The organism is Micromonospora sp. CPCC 205558 (genome assembly GCF_036902955.1).
Lineage (GTDB): Bacteria > Actinomycetota > Actinomycetes > Mycobacteriales > Micromonosporaceae > Micromonospora.
The window spans coordinates 175,010-189,989 of sequence record NZ_JBAKHR010000006.1 but is presented as its reverse complement, the minus strand read 5'-3'; the positions used below and the strand labels follow the sequence as shown (position 1 = coordinate 189,989).

10 protein-coding genes and 1 pseudogene are annotated in these 14,980 nt (G+C 69.0%); 3 read left to right on the top strand and 8 right to left on the bottom strand.

What is annotated here, in order from left to right:
* Positions 1 to 3: 3 nt before the first annotated feature.
* Both gyrA and gyrB read right to left on the bottom strand, forming a co-directional pair.
* A complete protein-coding gene (gene gyrA, locus V6U86_RS08200) occupies positions 4 to 3,783 on the bottom strand; it encodes an intein-containing DNA gyrase subunit A (RefSeq protein ID WP_442934898.1) in 3,780 nt (1,259 codons plus the stop codon).
* A gap of 130 nt (positions 3,784 to 3,913) precedes the next feature.
* Positions 3,914 to 5,860 (bottom strand): DNA topoisomerase (ATP-hydrolyzing) subunit B, encoded by a 1,947-nt coding sequence (gene gyrB, locus V6U86_RS08195; protein ID WP_334500342.1) that lies wholly within the window; start codon positions 5,858 to 5,860, stop codon positions 3,914 to 3,916.
* Between the two features lie 515 nt (positions 5,861 to 6,375).
* On the opposite strand from gyrB, the pseudogene V6U86_RS08190 reads away from it, so the two are divergent.
* A pseudogene (locus V6U86_RS08190) lies at positions 6,376 to 6,955 on the top strand (hypothetical protein); the annotation flags it as partial.
* Here the strand turns inward: V6U86_RS08190 and V6U86_RS08185 are convergent.
* Positions 6,949 to 7,425 (bottom strand): MarR family winged helix-turn-helix transcriptional regulator, encoded by a 477-nt coding sequence (locus tag V6U86_RS08185; RefSeq protein ID WP_334500338.1) that lies wholly within the window; start codon positions 7,423 to 7,425, stop codon positions 6,949 to 6,951. The pseudogene V6U86_RS08190 and the gene V6U86_RS08185 overlap by 7 nt on opposite strands.
* A 128-nt stretch (positions 7,426 to 7,553) precedes the next feature.
* Between V6U86_RS08185 and V6U86_RS08180 the strand changes: the two genes are divergently transcribed.
* Positions 7,554 to 7,781, top strand: a complete 228-nt coding sequence (locus tag V6U86_RS08180) for a hypothetical protein (protein ID WP_334500335.1) — start codon at positions 7,554 to 7,556, stop codon at positions 7,779 to 7,781.
* Between the two features lie 11 nt (positions 7,782 to 7,792).
* Here the strand turns inward: V6U86_RS08180 and V6U86_RS08175 are convergent, their stop codons facing one another.
* The 5 genes from V6U86_RS08175 to dnaA all read right to left on the bottom strand — a co-directional run bounded on the left by V6U86_RS08175 (position 7,793) and on the right by dnaA (position 14,312).
* Complete coding sequence (locus tag V6U86_RS08175) at positions 7,793 to 8,404, bottom strand: DUF721 domain-containing protein (protein ID WP_334500333.1); 612 nt, start codon at positions 8,402 to 8,404, stop codon at positions 7,793 to 7,795.
* Positions 8,394 to 9,527 (bottom strand): DNA replication/repair protein RecF, encoded by a 1,134-nt coding sequence (recF, locus tag V6U86_RS08170; RefSeq protein ID WP_334500331.1) that lies wholly within the window; start codon positions 9,525 to 9,527, stop codon positions 8,394 to 8,396. The genes V6U86_RS08175 and recF overlap by 11 nt, the downstream gene beginning before the upstream one ends.
* A 16-nt stretch (positions 9,528 to 9,543) precedes the next feature.
* The gene (gene gnd / locus V6U86_RS08165; protein WP_334500329.1) at positions 9,544 to 10,416 is read right to left on the bottom strand and encodes a phosphogluconate dehydrogenase (NAD(+)-dependent, decarboxylating); all 873 of its coding nucleotides are present in this window, start codon (positions 10,414 to 10,416) and stop codon (positions 9,544 to 9,546) included.
* A 40-nt stretch (positions 10,417 to 10,456) separates the two neighbouring features.
* Positions 10,457 to 11,590, bottom strand: a complete 1,134-nt coding sequence (dnaN, locus tag V6U86_RS08160; RefSeq protein ID WP_130405841.1) for a DNA polymerase III subunit beta — start codon at positions 11,588 to 11,590, stop codon at positions 10,457 to 10,459.
* 775 nt (positions 11,591 to 12,365) lie between these two features.
* The gene (gene dnaA / locus V6U86_RS08155; protein ID WP_442934897.1) at positions 12,366 to 14,312 is read right to left on the bottom strand and encodes a chromosomal replication initiator protein DnaA; all 1,947 of its coding nucleotides are present in this window, start codon (positions 14,310 to 14,312) and stop codon (positions 12,366 to 12,368) included.
* Between the two features lie 506 nt (positions 14,313 to 14,818).
* On the opposite strand from dnaA, the gene rpmH reads away from it, so the two are divergent.
* Positions 14,819 to 14,956 carry a 50S ribosomal protein L34 gene (gene rpmH, locus V6U86_RS08150; protein ID WP_007453904.1) on the top strand — a complete coding sequence of 46 codons (138 nt, stop codon included), beginning with the start codon at positions 14,819 to 14,821 and terminating at the stop codon, positions 14,954 to 14,956.
* Positions 14,957 to 14,980 lie beyond the last annotated feature (24 nt).

The window sequence follows — 14,980 nt, the reverse complement described above, 5'->3', positions numbered from 1 at the left end:
CAACTAGTCCTGTTCGTCAGGCTCGTCGGCATTGCGAGCAATCGCCACGATAGTCACGCCGTCCGGGAGGTCCATCAGCTTGACCCCCATTGTGTTCCGGTCACGCGTACGGCGTACAGGCTTCACCGGAGTCCGAATGACACCACCATTGCTGGTGATCGCGAACAGCTCGTCGTCCGGATCGATCACCACCGCGCCAACCAGACCACCGCGCCGTTCGGTGATCTTCGCAGTCAACACGCCCTTACCTCCCCGGCCCTGCACCGGGTATTCCTCGATCGGGGTGCGCTTGGCATATCCCCCGTTCGTGGCCACCAGAACGTCCAAACCTTCCCGCACGACCTCCATGGCGAGCAGGACGTCGTCGTCCGTGAAGCGCATGCCGATCACACCCGAGGTGGCCCGGCCCATCGGCCGCAACGCCTCGTCCGAGGCGTTGAACCGGATCGCCTGTGCCTTCTTCGAGACCAGCAGCAGGTCGTTCTCCGGGGCAACCAGCGCAGCACCGACCAGCTCGTCCTCATCGCGCAGGTTGATCGCGATGATGCCGCCGGAACGGTTGGAGTCGAACTCCTCGAGCCGCGTCTTCTTCACCAGGCCGTTCTTCGTGGCCAGTACCAGATAGGGGGCTACCTGGTAGTTCGGGATCTCAATGATCTGCGCGATCTGCTCGTCGGGTAGGAAGGCGAGCAGATTGGCCACGTGTTGGCCCTTGGCCACCCTACTGGCTTCCGGCAACTCGTACGCCTTGGCCCGGTAGACACGGCCCTTGTTCGTGAAGAACAAGATCCAGTCGTGGGTCGAGCATACGAAGAAGTGGCTGACGATGTCGTCCTGCCGCAACGTGGCGCCACTGACGCCCTTACCGCCGCGCCGCTGCGAGCGGTACAGATCGACCTTGGTCCGCTTGGCGTACCCGGTCCGGGTGATGGTGACGACCACGTCCTCGCGGGCGATGAGGTCCTCCATCGAGACCTCGCCGTCGAACGGGATGATCTGCGTCCGGCGGTCGTCGCCCCACTTGGCGACGATCTCGCCCAGCTCCTCCGAGACGATCTTCCGCTGCCGCTCCGGCTTGGCGAGGATGTCCTTGAGGTCGGCGATTTCCAGCTCGAGCTTGGCCAGGTCGTCCACGATCCGCTGCCGCTCCAACGCGGCGAGCCGGCGCAGCTGCATGTCCAGGATCGCGGTCGCCTGGATTTCATCGATCTCCAGCAGCCGGATCAGGCCCTGTCGCGCGTCGTCGACGGTCGGCGAGCGCCGGATCAGGGCGATGACCTCGTCCAGCGCGTCCAGCGCCTTGCCCAGACCGCGCAGGATGTGTGCCCGCTCCTCGGCCTTGCGCAGCCGGAACGCTGTCCGCCGGCGAATCACGTCGATCTGGTGCTCGACGTAGTAGCGGATGAACTGCGCCAGGTTGAGCGTGCGCGGCACCCCGTCGACCAGGGCCAGCATGTTGGCGCCGAAGGTCTCCTGGAGCTGGGTGTGCTTGTAGAGGTTGTTCAGCACGACCTTCGCGACCGCGTCGCGCTTGAGCACCAGCACAATCCGCATGCCGGTACGCCCGGAGGACTCGTCGCGGATGTCGGCGATCCCGGCGAGCTTGCCCTCCTTGATCAGCTCGGCGATCCGCTCGGCGAGGTTGTCCGGGTTGACCTGGTAGGGCAGCTCGCTGACGACCAGGCAGGGGCGGCCCCGCTTGTCCTCCTCGACCTCCACCACGGCGCGCATCCGGATCGAGCCGCGACCCGTGCGGTACGCGTCCTGGATCGCGGTCGTGCCCACGATCAGGCCGTGGGTCGGGAAGTCCGGGCCCTTGACGATGCCGAGCAGGGCTTCGAGGGTGGTCTCCTCGTCCTCCTCCGGGTGCTCCAGGCACCACTGCACCGCCGCGCCGATCTCGCGCAGGTTGTGCGGCGGGATCTTGGTGGCCATGCCGACCGCGATGCCCTCGGAGCCGTTCACCAACAGGTTGGGGATCCGCGACGGCAGGATGGTGGGCTCCTTGGCCCGGCCGTCGTAGTTGTCCTGCAGGTCGACGGTGTCCTCGTCGATGTCCCGCAGCATCTCCATGGCCAGCGGGTCGAGCTTGCACTCGGTGTTGTGGCTGACGAAACCGTCGGAGACGAACGAATGGTCGTCGGTGTCGACCCGAACGCTGTAGACCGCCTGGACGCCAGCGTCGGTGATCTGCGCCACTTCGGCGTAGTAGAAGCGGCCGTCGACCAGCGGCTCGACCACGTCGAGCACCTCGGTGTTGGTGATCCGGGCGGCGATCTCGTCGCGGTCCCGCTCCCAGCGCTCCACCCGGTCCACGTTGTGCCGGCGCAGCCAGTCCCGCTCGGTCCAGCGCTGCGCGCCGTGCTCGCGGATGAAGTCGCCGACCAGCGGCACGTGGTCGCTGGAGAGCGCGGTGCTGCTCGCCGGCACCTGGGCCAGCTCGGCCTCCAGCTTGGCCTGCTTACTGCCGAGGAAACCGACGTGCGCTGCGAAGATCCGGGCGTCGCGGCGGTTGGTCACCACGACCTTGATCTCGCCGTCGTCATAGCGGGTCTGCCGGCTGATCACGCCGAACTCCAGCAGCAACTGCTGGACCTCGGCCGCCAACCGCTCGCTGCGCGTCGAGTACGAGATCTGGATGGTGTTGCGCGGCAGCAGCGAGGACGAGCCGTCGCCCTCGAAGAGCGCCTGGAGGAAGGACCGCTTGACCGCGGCCGGACCCTGCCAGACGAACTCGGGTACGAACTTCGCGGCGCTCCGGGCGCCGACCAGCTCGCCGAGGGCTGTCGTCGCAAACTGCCGAATGCTGGCACGAACGCGATGCAGGGTCTTCCCCGAGGGCAGAACTTCCTCGCCGAACCAGCGCTTACCACCGACGGCCAGGTCGAAGGCCGCCACCACGCGGGTGAAGAAATCCCGGTCGACGTTGGCGAACTCGACCCACTGGTCGGAAATCCAACCCTCGCTGACGAGCGCGCCAGCGAGGACAGCCGCCTCGACGTGCTCCAGCATCGGGTAGCCGATCTCGTCCGGCACCGAGCGCTGAAGCACTACCCGGTCACCGGGCGAGATCTCGGCGAGCAGCTTCCACAGCAGGGTCGGCACGCCGGCCACGTCCACCAGGCAGAGCACCGGGTGGTTGTGGGTGCCGGTCAGCTCGTACCCCTCGCGGGTGCGCAGCCGCAGCGTCGGGTGCTCGCCGGAGTGGAAGAACTTGGTGGCGCGGACCAGGTCGCCGTTGCGGTCGCGGACCTTGAGGTCGATGTCGGTCTCGCTCGACGGCGCGGCGTCGGCCACCACGTCCGCGATCCGCACACTACCGTCGGCGGTACGAATACGGACATTTCCTGAAATACAGTACCTCATGGCCGCAGCCGGATCGTTACCCGGCGAGCCGAAGTTGCCGTTGCCGTCGACCAGCGGGTAGCGCAGCGACCAGGGCTGCGCCATCCGGACCAGCGCGTCGTAGATCGCTGAGTCGCCGTGCGGGTGGAACTGACCCATCACGTCGCCGACGACGCGGGAGCACTTCACGTACCCGCGGTCCGGACGGTAGCCGGAGTCGAACATCGCGTAGAGGATCTTGCGGTGGACCGGCTTGAGCCCGTCCCGGACGTCCGGCAGCGCGCGACCGACGATGACGCTCATCGCGTAGTCGAGGTAGGAGCGCTGCATCTCCACCTCGAGCCCGACCGGTTCGATCCGGTCGTGCGCGACCACCGCGGCGATGGCCTCGGCGGGGACCTCGGGCTCGTTCGGTGTGGACTCGGGAGAATCGGTCACTGTATACCCTTATCAGACTCAGAGTCGTTTTTGTGCTGTGGATAACGGCTGTGGATACCGGCCAAGCTGTGGATAACTCTGTGGACCGGTGGGTCGATCGGGCAGCGCCCGGCCGACCCACCGCAGCCCGTCAGATGTCCAGGAACCGCACGTCCTTGGCGTTGCGCTGAATGAACGACCGGCGTGCCTCGACGTCCTCACCCATCAGCACACTGAACAACTCGTCGGCGGTCGCCGCGTCGTCGAGAGTGACCTGACGCAGGGTACGCGTCGCCGGGTTCATCGTGGTTTCCCACAGCTCCGGATAGTTCATCTCGCCGAGACCCTTGAAGCGCTGGATGTCGTCCGGCTTGGCGTTCGGCTTCTTCTGCTGGCGCAGCGCGATCAGACCGTCCCGCTCGCGGTCGGAGTACGCGTACTGGGCGTCGTCGCCCTTCTTGTTCCACTTGATCTTGTAGAGCGGCGGGGCCGCCAGGTAGACGTGCCCCATCTCGACCAGCGGACGCATGAAGCGGAACAGCAGGGTGAGCAGCAGCGTCTGGATGTGCTGGCCGTCGACGTCCGCGTCGGCCATCAGCACCACCTTGTGGTACCGCAGCTTCTCCATGTCGAAGTCGTCGTGGATGCCGGTGCCCAGCGCGGTGATCAGGGCCTGGACCTCGTTGTTCTTCAGCACCCGGTCGATCCGGGCCTTCTCCACGTTGAGGATCTTGCCGCGGATCGGCAGGATCGCCTGCGTGCGCGGGTCGCGGCCCTGCTTCGCCGAGCCGCCGGCCGAGTCACCCTCGACGATGAACACCTCGGACTCGCGGGGGTCGGTCGACTGGCAGTCGGCCAGCTTGCCCGGCATCGAACCGGACTCCAGCAGCGACTTGCGTCGGGCCAGCTTGCGCGCCTGCTGGGCGGCGATCCGGGCCCGGGCCGCCTGGGACGCCTTCTGGATGATCGTCTTGGCCTCGGCCGGGTTGCGGTCGAACCAGTCGACAAGCCGGTCGTTGCAGACCCGCTGCACGAAGCTCTTCACCGGGGTGTTGCCCAGCTTCGTCTTGGTCTGGCCCTCGAACTGCGGGTTGGTCAGCTTGACCGAGATGATCGCGGCCAAGCCCTCACGGATGTCCTCGCCGGAGAGCTTCTCGTCGCCCTTGAGCAGCTTCTTGTCGGTGCCGTACCGGTTGACGACGCTGGTCAGCGCCGACCGGAAGCCCTCCTCGTGGGTGCCGCCCTCGTGCGTGTTGATGTTGTTGGCGAAGGTATAGACCGACTCGCCGTACGACTCGTTCCACTGCATGGCGATCTCGAGGGACATGCCCTCCTCTTCGGCCTCGAACTCGACGACCGTCTTGTGCATCGGGTTCTTGGAGGCGTTGAGGTGCCGGACGAAGTCGGCGATACCGCCGTCGTAGCGGAAGGTGACCTCGCGGGTCTTGCCCTCCTCGTCCTCCGGGACCCGCTCGTCGAGCAGGTGGATGGTGATGCCCCGGTTGAGGAAGGCCATCTCCTGCAGGCGTCGGTAGATGGTCTGGAAGTCGAAGTCGATCGTCTCGAAGACGTCCGGGTCGGGCCAGAAGGAGACGGCCGAGCCGGTGCTGTCGGTGGTCTCGCCCTTTTCCAGCTGGCTGGGCTTGGAGTTGGTGTACTGCTGCCGCCAGACGAAGCCGGACTTGTGGATCACCACGGCCATCTTCGTCGACAGCGCGTTCACCACGGAAACGCCGACGCCGTGCAGACCACCGGAGACCGCGTACGCCTTGCCGTCGAACTTGCCACCCGCGTGCAGCACGGTCAGCGCGACCTCGACACCCGGCTTCTTGAGCTTCGGGTGGAGGTCGACCGGGAAACCACGGCCGTTGTCGGTGACCCGGACGCCGCCGTCGGCGAGCAGCACCACGTCGATGGTGTCGCAGTAGCCGGCCATCGCCTCGTCGACAGCGTTGTCGACGACCTCCCAGACGAGGTGGTGCAGACCGCGCTCGCCGGTGGACCCGATATACATACCGGGCCGCTTGCGGACGGCCTCCAGCCCCTCGAGAACGGTGATCGACTCTGCGCCGTACTCCTGCTTGTCCTGCGCTGCCACCCTCGGCCACTTTCTCGCGTCAGCCGCGCCGGTAGGGCGCGGCGGGCGCGGGTTCGGCGGACAGGACGCGACGTCGGCGCGCGGACCGGTGCCGGAGACCTCCGGACCACGGGTCGAACGCGCCGGTCGCCGCGGTTGCCCGCGGATCGCGATCGGCTCGACCCGACGTGGAGAATGAACCTGGGCCACCGGCCCCGCCCCCGCACCGAGTCTTCGTCTCGCTGTCAATCCTACTGTGCGCGGAGGACAGAACCACCACTCGGCACCCTCAGAGAGGCGGCTGAGAAGTCCATAGCCGGCAGAACCCCATCGCCCACGACTCCCCCCACACGCCAGGCTCGGATCGCACGCGCCGCCGCCGAACGGGTTGACCCGCGCCCGGGCGGGTCGGGGGTCGCGGCCGGGGCGTCCGTGCCGTACGTTTGCGGCGCCCCGGAACCAGCCTTGATCTTTACGGCCTGGAACCGGGACGATCGACTCGATCGACCCGACACGTGCTCTTGAAGAGGTGACAGATGGGGCTGGACAACGTCGCGGTGCACTGGCCGCGGACCGGCCGCTTCTACGATCCGGTGGCGCCGGCCGAGTTCGTCGACTTCGGCGAGATCGTCGACCTGCCACGCATCTCCGCGCCGACGGCGGCGCTGGCCGAGCTGATCGCGAAGACCGGCACCATCCGGGCGACCGCGTACACCGAGTTGGTGGATCTTCTGCTCGGTCTCGAAGGTGTGTTGTATGCCACAGACGCCGCCGCCGAGGACGAGGACCCGGTGATCGACCCGGACGGCTGCTCCTGGATCGCGAGCGGCATCGAGCGGTTCGTGGCCGCGCACCGCGCGAACGGCGAGGCGGTCACCTTCGAGTCGGTCAGCACCGTGCTGCGCTCCCTGCTCGGTGACGGCCGGTTGGCCGAGCAGCAGCTGCGCTGGCTGGAGAGCCGGCTCGATGCGCTGCGCGACGAGCGCGGCGACCCGCCGCAGTGGAACTTCACCTGCGCCGAGCTGGGCGTGCTGGCCGCGTTCTACCGGCGCTGCGCCGAGCGCGGGTTCGCCGTCTACGCGGACGTCTGAGCCGCCGGGTCGGACGTCTCAGCCGCCGGGTCGGACGTCCGAGGCGGCCGGTTGGTTGGCGGCCGTGATCAGCTGGGTGAGCACCGCGTGCAGATGTTGCAGGTCCTCGACGGGCAGCCCGAGTCGCTGCACGATCGCGGCGGGGATCAGCTCTGCCTGACTGCGTAGTGCGGCGCCGCTGGCGGTGAGCGTGACGGCGAGGCTGCGCTCGTCGCTCGGGTCGCGTTCCCGGCGCAGGTAGCCGGCGGCTTCCAGCCGCTTGAGCAGGGGCGACAGCGTGCCCGGGTCGAGCTGGAGCAGGCGACTGAGATCGCGACCGGACAACGGCGCGTGTTGCCAGAGCGCCAACATCACCAGGTACTGCGGGTGGGTCAACCCCATCGGTTCCAGCAGTGGCCGGTAAACGGCCACGACGCTGCGCGCGGCGACCGAGAGGGCGAAGCAGACCTGCTGCTCCAGGGCCAGCGGGTCGACGCCGTCCGGTCGTTCGCTCATCGGTTGCCCTCTCTCCGCACGATGACTATCGTACCGATCATTGGTACACCAACCATTGGTGGCCCAATTATCTGCTCGTGCGACGGGCGGCATCCGGCGAGACGACGCGACGCGGAAAGAGGCGGCAGATGAGCGAGGACGGCGCGGGCACCAGGGCCCCGGGCGAGGGCGGTCGGTTGATGCGTTGGGCCTTCCGACACCTCGCCGGCCCCGCCGAGGGGGTGCAGGGCGCGGTGCAGGGCGGTTCGGCCGAGGCCCGCGAGGCGTGGAAACGCGACCTGGCCGAGCGCAAGCGCCACACCCGGGAGCAGCGGGAACGCAAGCGGGCAGCCCGCGAGGCGGACCGGCGCGGCTGAGCTGACGCGGCTCAGCCGTACGTGTCGCGTGGGCCCCGGCCGCGTACCCGGCGTGGGCCCTTCCCCCAGGAGGGCGCGGCCGGCCCGTGGATGTGCAGCTTGCGCACCACGTTGTGACCGACCTCGCTGGCGATCTGCTTGAGCAGCGAGCCGGCGAGCAGCCGCAGCTGGGTGGCCCAGGCGGTCGAGCGCGCCTCCACGGTCAGCTCGCCGTTCTCCAACTTCACCGGGCGACTGTTCTGCGCGACCTCCGCGCCGACGACCCGCTCCCAGGCACCGAACACGGTGGCCTCGGCCGCCGGCTGCTGCCAACCGCGCGCCTTCACCAGCCGATTCAGCACAGCGCCGAGCGGCTGCGGATCACGGGGGTCGGGGCCCGGGCCGGAGTAGCCGCGCAACCGCCGCCCCGAGCCGCCGGCGGCGTCGCCACCGCCGGGGGCACGCCGGGCCCGGGCCGCCGCCTGCCGACGGGACAGCGCCGCGTCGAGCACCGCTCGGGCCAGCTCCGGCCCGCTGGCGGCCGCCGCCGGCTCACCGCCCGTCGACCCCCCCGCCGCCTTCGGGGTACGCGCAGCCGGGTCGTCGCCTGCCGCTGACCGCTTGGTGGGTGGCTCATCCGACACGGCGTACCGTCCCTTCGCCGACCTGGTATCGGGTGCCGCGCAGGGCGGCCGGCACGTCGTCGTCCACAGCGCAGGTGACCAGCAGCTGACTCGCCCCACCGACCAGCTCCGCCAACCGCTCCCGGCGGCCGGTGTCCAGCTCCGCGAAGACGTCGTCGAGCACCAGCACCGGCTCGATGCCGTCGGCGCGCAACAGGTCGTACCCGGCCAGCCGCAGCGCGAGGGCGAACGACCACGACTCGCCGTGGCTGGCGTACCCCTTGGCGGGCAGTGGACCGAGACTCAGCGCCAACTCGTCGCGGTGTGGGCCGACCAGGGTGGTGCCCCGCTCGATCTCGGCGGAGCGGGACGCGGCCAGGGCCGCCGTCAGCGCCTCGGCCAGTGCGGCCCGGTCGGTGGTCGGCTCGGCCAGCTCGATCGAGGGCCGGTACGCGATGCTCGCCGCACCCCGACCCGCGGCCACCGCGTCGTACGCCTTGGCGACGTGCGGGGTGAGCGCGGCCACCAGCTCCAGGCGGCCGGCGAGCAGCTCGGCGCCGTGCTGGGCCAGATGGGTGTCCCAGACCGCGAGGGTGCCGAGGTCACCGCCCCGAGACCCCCCGGTCTTGCGGGCCAGGTACGCGGTACGCAACAGGGCGTTGCGCTGCTTGACGACCCGCTCGTAGTCGGCCCGCACGCCCGCGTACCGGGGTTGCCGGTTGACCAGGAGGTCGTCCAGGTAGCGGCGGCGTTCGCCCGGGTCGCCCCGGACCAGCTCAAGGTCCTCCGGGGCGAAGAGCACGAGCCGGAGCGCCCCGAGCACGTCCCGGGCCCGTCGCGCCGGTGACCGCCCCAGCCGGGCCCGGTTGGCCTTGCCGGGCACGATCTCCAGCTCGACCAGGAGCTCGCGGCCGTCGTGCACCACCGCGCAGCGGATCACCGCGGACGTGGCGCCCATCCGGACCAGAGGCGCGTCGGTGGCGACCCGGTGTGAATCCAGGGTCGCCACGTAGCCCAGCGCCTCGACGAGGTTGGTCTTACCGACGCCGTTGGCGCCGATCAGGACGTTCGCTCCCGGCTGGAGGTCGACCGCCACCCGCTCGTACGAGCGGAAGTCGACCAGTTCCAGCCGGTGAACGTACACAGGTTGTGGACGCCGCTCAGCGCTTGTGCACGGCGTGGCCACCGAACTGCTGACGCAGTGCGGAGACGGCCTTCATGGCGGGCGAGTCGTCCTGACGCGAGGCGAACCGGGCGAACAGCGAGGCGGTGATGACGTTCAACGGCACGGCCAGCCGGACCGCCTCGTCGACCGTCCACCGGCCCTCGCCGGTGTCCTCCGTGTAGCCGCTCAGGTCGGCCAGCTCCGGGTCCTCGTCGAGCGCCCGATCCAGTAGGTCGAGCAGCCAGGAACGGACGACGGTGCCCTCCCGCCAGGACTTGATGACGCCCGGCACGTTGGTCACCAGCTCCGAGGCGGCCATCAGCTCGTAGCCCTCGGCGTAGGCGTGCATCAGGCCGTACTCGATGCCGTTGTGCACCATCTTCGAGTAGTGCCCGGCGCCGACCGGGCCGGCGTGCACGAAGCCGAACTCGCCCTCCGGCTTGAGCGCGTTGAAGATCGGCATCAGCCGGTCCACGTGCTCCTGGGCGCCGCCGACCATCAGCCCGTAGCCGTTCTGCCGGCCCCAGACGCCACCGGAGACCCCGACGTCGATGTAGCCGATGCCCAGCTCGTTGAGCCGCTCGGCGCGCGGGGCGTCGTCGCTGAAGCGCGAGTTTCCGCCGTCGATGATGATGTCGCCCTCGCCGAGCACCTCGGCGAGTTCGTCGATGGTGGCATCGGTGACACCGGCGGGCACCATGACCCAGACCGCGCGCGGGGACTCAAGCTTCTCCGCCAGGCCCGCGAGGGACGTGACGTCGCTGATCTGCGCGTTGTGGTCGAAGCCGACCACCTCGTGCCCGGCCGAACGCAACCGCTCCCGCATGTTGCCGCCCATACGGCCGAGTCCTACCAGGCCGAGCTGCATGTGTTCCTACCTCCGTGGATCTGGGTGTTGCTGCGCGCGATCAGCGCGAGACGCGGATCGGCATGATGAGGTACCGATACCCCGGAATGACCTCGCCATCCTCGCCGGCGGGACTGATCACCGCGGGCTTGAAGGCGTCGACGAACGAGAGCACGGCCGTCTGGGAGCCCAGGTTTGCCAGCCCGTCGATGAGGTACTGCGGGTTGAAGCCGATGGTCAGCGGGTCACCGGTGAAGGTGGCCTCCATCGCCTCACTGGCCCGGGCCTCCTCGGAACCGCCGGCCTCGACCACCAGGCCGTCGGCGCTGAAGCTGAGCAGCACCGGCGTGGTGCGTTCGGCGACCAGCGCGACCCGCTTGACCACCTCGATCAGCGTGCTGACCGGGACTCGGGCGGCGGCGTTGTGCGTGGCCGGGAAGAGCGACCGCACCGGTGGGTAGTTCGCGCCGTCGAGCAGCCGGCTGGTGGTGCGTCGGGTGCCGCCGGCGAGACCGACCATGCCCTCGCCCGCAGCGCCCTGGGCGAGGGCGAGGGTGACCTCGCCGCCCAGCGGACCGAGGGCCTTGGCGGTGTCGTTCAGGGTGCGGGCCGGCACCAGGGCGTTGATGCTCACCTCGGGGTCGTCCGGCCGCCACTGGATCTCGCGCAGCGCCAACCGGTAACGGTCGGTGGCGAGCATCGACAGCGTGTCGCCGGACAGCTCGACCCGGACCCCGGTCATCATCGGCAGCGTCTCGTCGCGACCGGCCGCGATGGCCACCTGGGACACCGCTGTGGCGAACGCGGCGGCGTCGACAGTGCCGGCGCTCTGCGGCATCTCGGGCAGCGCGGGGTAATCCTCCACCGGCATGGTGGGCAGGGTGAACCGGGCGCTGCCGCAGACCAACTCGAGGTGCGCGCCGACCGCGGCGATGTCGACCGGCTTGGCCGGCAGCGCCTTGGTGATCTCGGCGAGCAGGCGGCCGGAGACGAGCGCGGCGCCGTCGGCGTCGCCCTGCACCTCGACGGTCACCTGGCTGGAGACCTCGTAGTCGAACCCGGAAACCCGCAGGTTGCCGTCGGTGACGCGGAGCATCACCCCGGCGAGCACCGGTACGGATGGCCGGTTGGGCAGGCTCTTCGCGGTCCACGCCACAGCCTCGGCGAGCGCGTCGCGCTCCACTCGGAACTTCATCAATGCCTCCGCGTCGACGTCAGCGACAACTCTCTCATGCCGACCGCTGCCTACCGTCCCGCCCGACCGTGCGGGTACCCATCGCACCTTAGGGCGCGGGGGTATCGGCTGTGCGCCCGACCCCATGGATCGTGTCGGTGCTGACCGGCTGATCCGACAGCGTTCGGCCCGATCCACAGAAAGTCCAACGGTGATGATTGGTTTTTGTTCTCTTAGAAGAGATAACTCATCGTCTTCATCGCACCTGTGCAAACTGTGGAAAACCGAGGTCTGCGCAGGTCAGACAGGTTATCCACCGGTGATTTAGCTGTGGAGAACCCGGGGTAAAACCCGCTGGTGTGTCCACAGCCCGGCCTCGGCGACTGGTTGTCCACCGTTGTCCACCGGTTGTCCACCGGTAATCCACCGACTTTCTCCCCAAGCCTGTGGATCGCGGGGAAGATCACCATTGCCGTCATCCCCAGAACCTTCAACAGCTCGTACACAGGTTGAAGGTGATCGGTGGATAACGTGACCGTCGTCCCCAGGCGTCCACAGCCTCGTACACAGGGTTTCTCCACAGCCTGTGGGTAACCGGCGAAGGACGGACCGTAGTTATCCACCGACGGTGGATAACAAGCTGTGGACAACGAGTGGAGGACGAGGCGGTCACGGCCTCGATTCTGTGGTCTACACCATGTGGAGAGTCCAGCCCGCGGCCGAAAAAGAACGCCCGGCCGGAGATCCGGCCGGGCGTGTCCCGGGCTGTGCACCGCCGCGACGGCGGTCGTACGCCTCAGCTGTTCTGCTTGATCCGGTTGGTCAGCTCGGCGATCTGGTTGTACAGCGAGCGGCGCTCCGCCATCTGCTGACGAATCTTGCGGTCGGCGTGCATCACAGTGGTGTGGTCCCGGCCACCGAACGCCTGACCGATCCGGGGCAGCGACAGCTCGGTCAACTCCCGACACAGGTACATGGCCACCTGGCGGGCGTTGACCAGCACCCGGGACCTGGACTGGCCGCGCAGGTCCTCCAGGCTCACCCCGAAGTAGTCAGCGGTCGAGGCCATGATCTGGTCGGCGTTGATCTCCGGACCGGCGCCGTCGGGCATGAAGTCCCGAAGCACCTCCTCGGCCAGCGACAGCTCGACTGTCGACCGGGTCAGGCTGGCGAACGCGGTCACCCGGATCAGCGCGCCCTCCAGTTCCCGGATCGAGTTCGACACCCGGGAGGCGATGAACTCCAACACGTCCGGCGGCGCGTACATCCGCTCCTGGGCCGCCTTCTTCTGCAGGATCGCGATCCGGGTCTCCAGATCCGGCGGCTGGATGTCGGCCAGCAGCCCCCACTCGAACCGGGTTCGCATCCGGTCCTCAAGGGTGGCGAGCTGACGCGGCGACCGGTCCGAGGTGATCACGATCTGCTTGTTGGCGTTGTGCAGGGTGTTGAAGGTGTGGAAGAACTCCTCCTGGGTGCGCTCGCGGTTCTCCAGGAACTGGATGTCGTCGATCAACAGGATGTCGACGTCGCGGTAGCGCCGCTGGAACGCGCTGGTCTTGTCGTCCCGGAGCGAGTTGATGAAGTCGTTGGTGAATTCCTCGGTCGAGACGTACCGGACCGAGCGGGCGTTGCCGAGCGTCGTGGCGTAGTGCCCGATGGCGTGCAGCAGATGGGTCTTGCCCAGCCCCGAGTGCCCGTAGATGAACAGCGGGTTGTACGCCTTGGCCGGCGACTCCGCCACCGCCACGCTCGCCGCGTGGGCGAAGCGGTTGGACGAGCCGATGACGAAAGTCTCAAACATGTACTTCGGATTGAGCCGGTTGCCGCCGGTGTCGGCTCCGGGCAACCGGCGATCGTCACGGCCACCGGTCCGGTGGTCCACCGCGCTGCGACCCGGGCCGCTGTCCGTTCCGCTGTCCCGAGGGAGCGAACGGATCACATGCTGGTCGCGTGGCGACGCCGAGTCGTCCCGGTAGCGGGGCTCGTAGGGCCGGGTGTCCGGGCCGGGTGGGTCCAGGCGGGCCGCCTGTTCGTCGTAGCCGCGCCGGTCCGGGCCCGGTCGGGGCGGCCGGACGGGCTCGGCGAAGGCGGCGCTGAACAACGCCTCCTGGCCGTCCCTGCTGGCGGGGATCAGCCCCGAGCGGTGCCCGTCGACGGTCGGGGCGAGCGGCGGACCCGCCGGCGCGGGCGGCGCCACCGGATCGGGCGTACGCGGCGCGGGTGACTGCTCCGGGATCATCGCGTCGGCCGACGGTCGCGCGTCCTGGTCCTCGTCGTACGGCGCGACTCCGGGGCCGTCGATGTCGAGCTGCCCGGTCTCCGGAGCGCTGCGGTAGACGGTGCCAGCCGGTCGGCCGGTGGCGTCCTCGGCCACCCGAACGGTGACCGCGACCTGGATCGGTCGGCCGAGCCGGCGGGTGAGCGCCTCGGTGATCGCCGGCCGCAGCCGTGACTCGATCACGTCGCGGGTGAAGGCGTCCGGAACGGAGAGCAGTGCGGTGTCCTCGACGATCGCTCGCAGCCGGGTCAGTCGTAGATAGGCACGCTGCTGGGCGGAGATGATCTCGTCGGCGAGCTCGTCGGTCGCCGCTAACCACACTGCGGCAAGGTCGGTCGTACCGGCCACCGTCGTGCCACCCCCTCGCTTCTGCTCCCGGCCGCCGCTGTCTGCCAGCCGGCCGTCCCGGGCCCGCCGCGTTCGCGGGTGGAACAACACCCACCCGGACGATCGACCGGTGGTCATCCACAAGTTATCCACAGCCTGTGTACCGACCAAATGTGGCCGCCACCGGACGGGGTGGGACCTGCCCCTGCCTGAACGGGCGCTGAAGCGGGTTCACCGTGCCGAACGATTCACTGCCTTGTCCGGTCTTGCCTGTGCCGACCGGAGCTTGAAGACGCTCACCGCAATCGGGCACGGTAACAGCGTTGTCCCTGCGCCATCAACCGGCGGCGCGACGGCGCCCTTGTCGGCATCAGCGAAAACCGTCCTCCGGCCTCGGGCGCGTCCTGTTCTCCGCTGCTCGGGGTGTTTGACGGCCATTGCCCCCCTGCGTAGGCTGGAACGGCTGCTTTCTCGCCCTCTGCTAGGGTGATGGGTGCTTGCTGTCCGCGGTCGCATCCCCGCACCGTCGAGGTCCCGCTCCGCCGGGCAGCACCGATCGTGGGCCACCGTCGAGGTGGCCTGGACCACCACACGACCCCGGCGATCCCGTCGCGCGGGGCGCGTACGAAAACGGAGAGCCTGACGTGAGCAAGCGCACCTACCAGCCGAACAACCGCCGGCGCGCGAAGACCCACGGCTTCCGGCTGCGCATGCGCACCCGTGCCGGCCGTGCCATCCTGTCGAGCCGTCGCGCCAAGGGTCGCACCACCCTGTCGGCCTGAGCCGACCGGGCCGGTCCAGGGGAC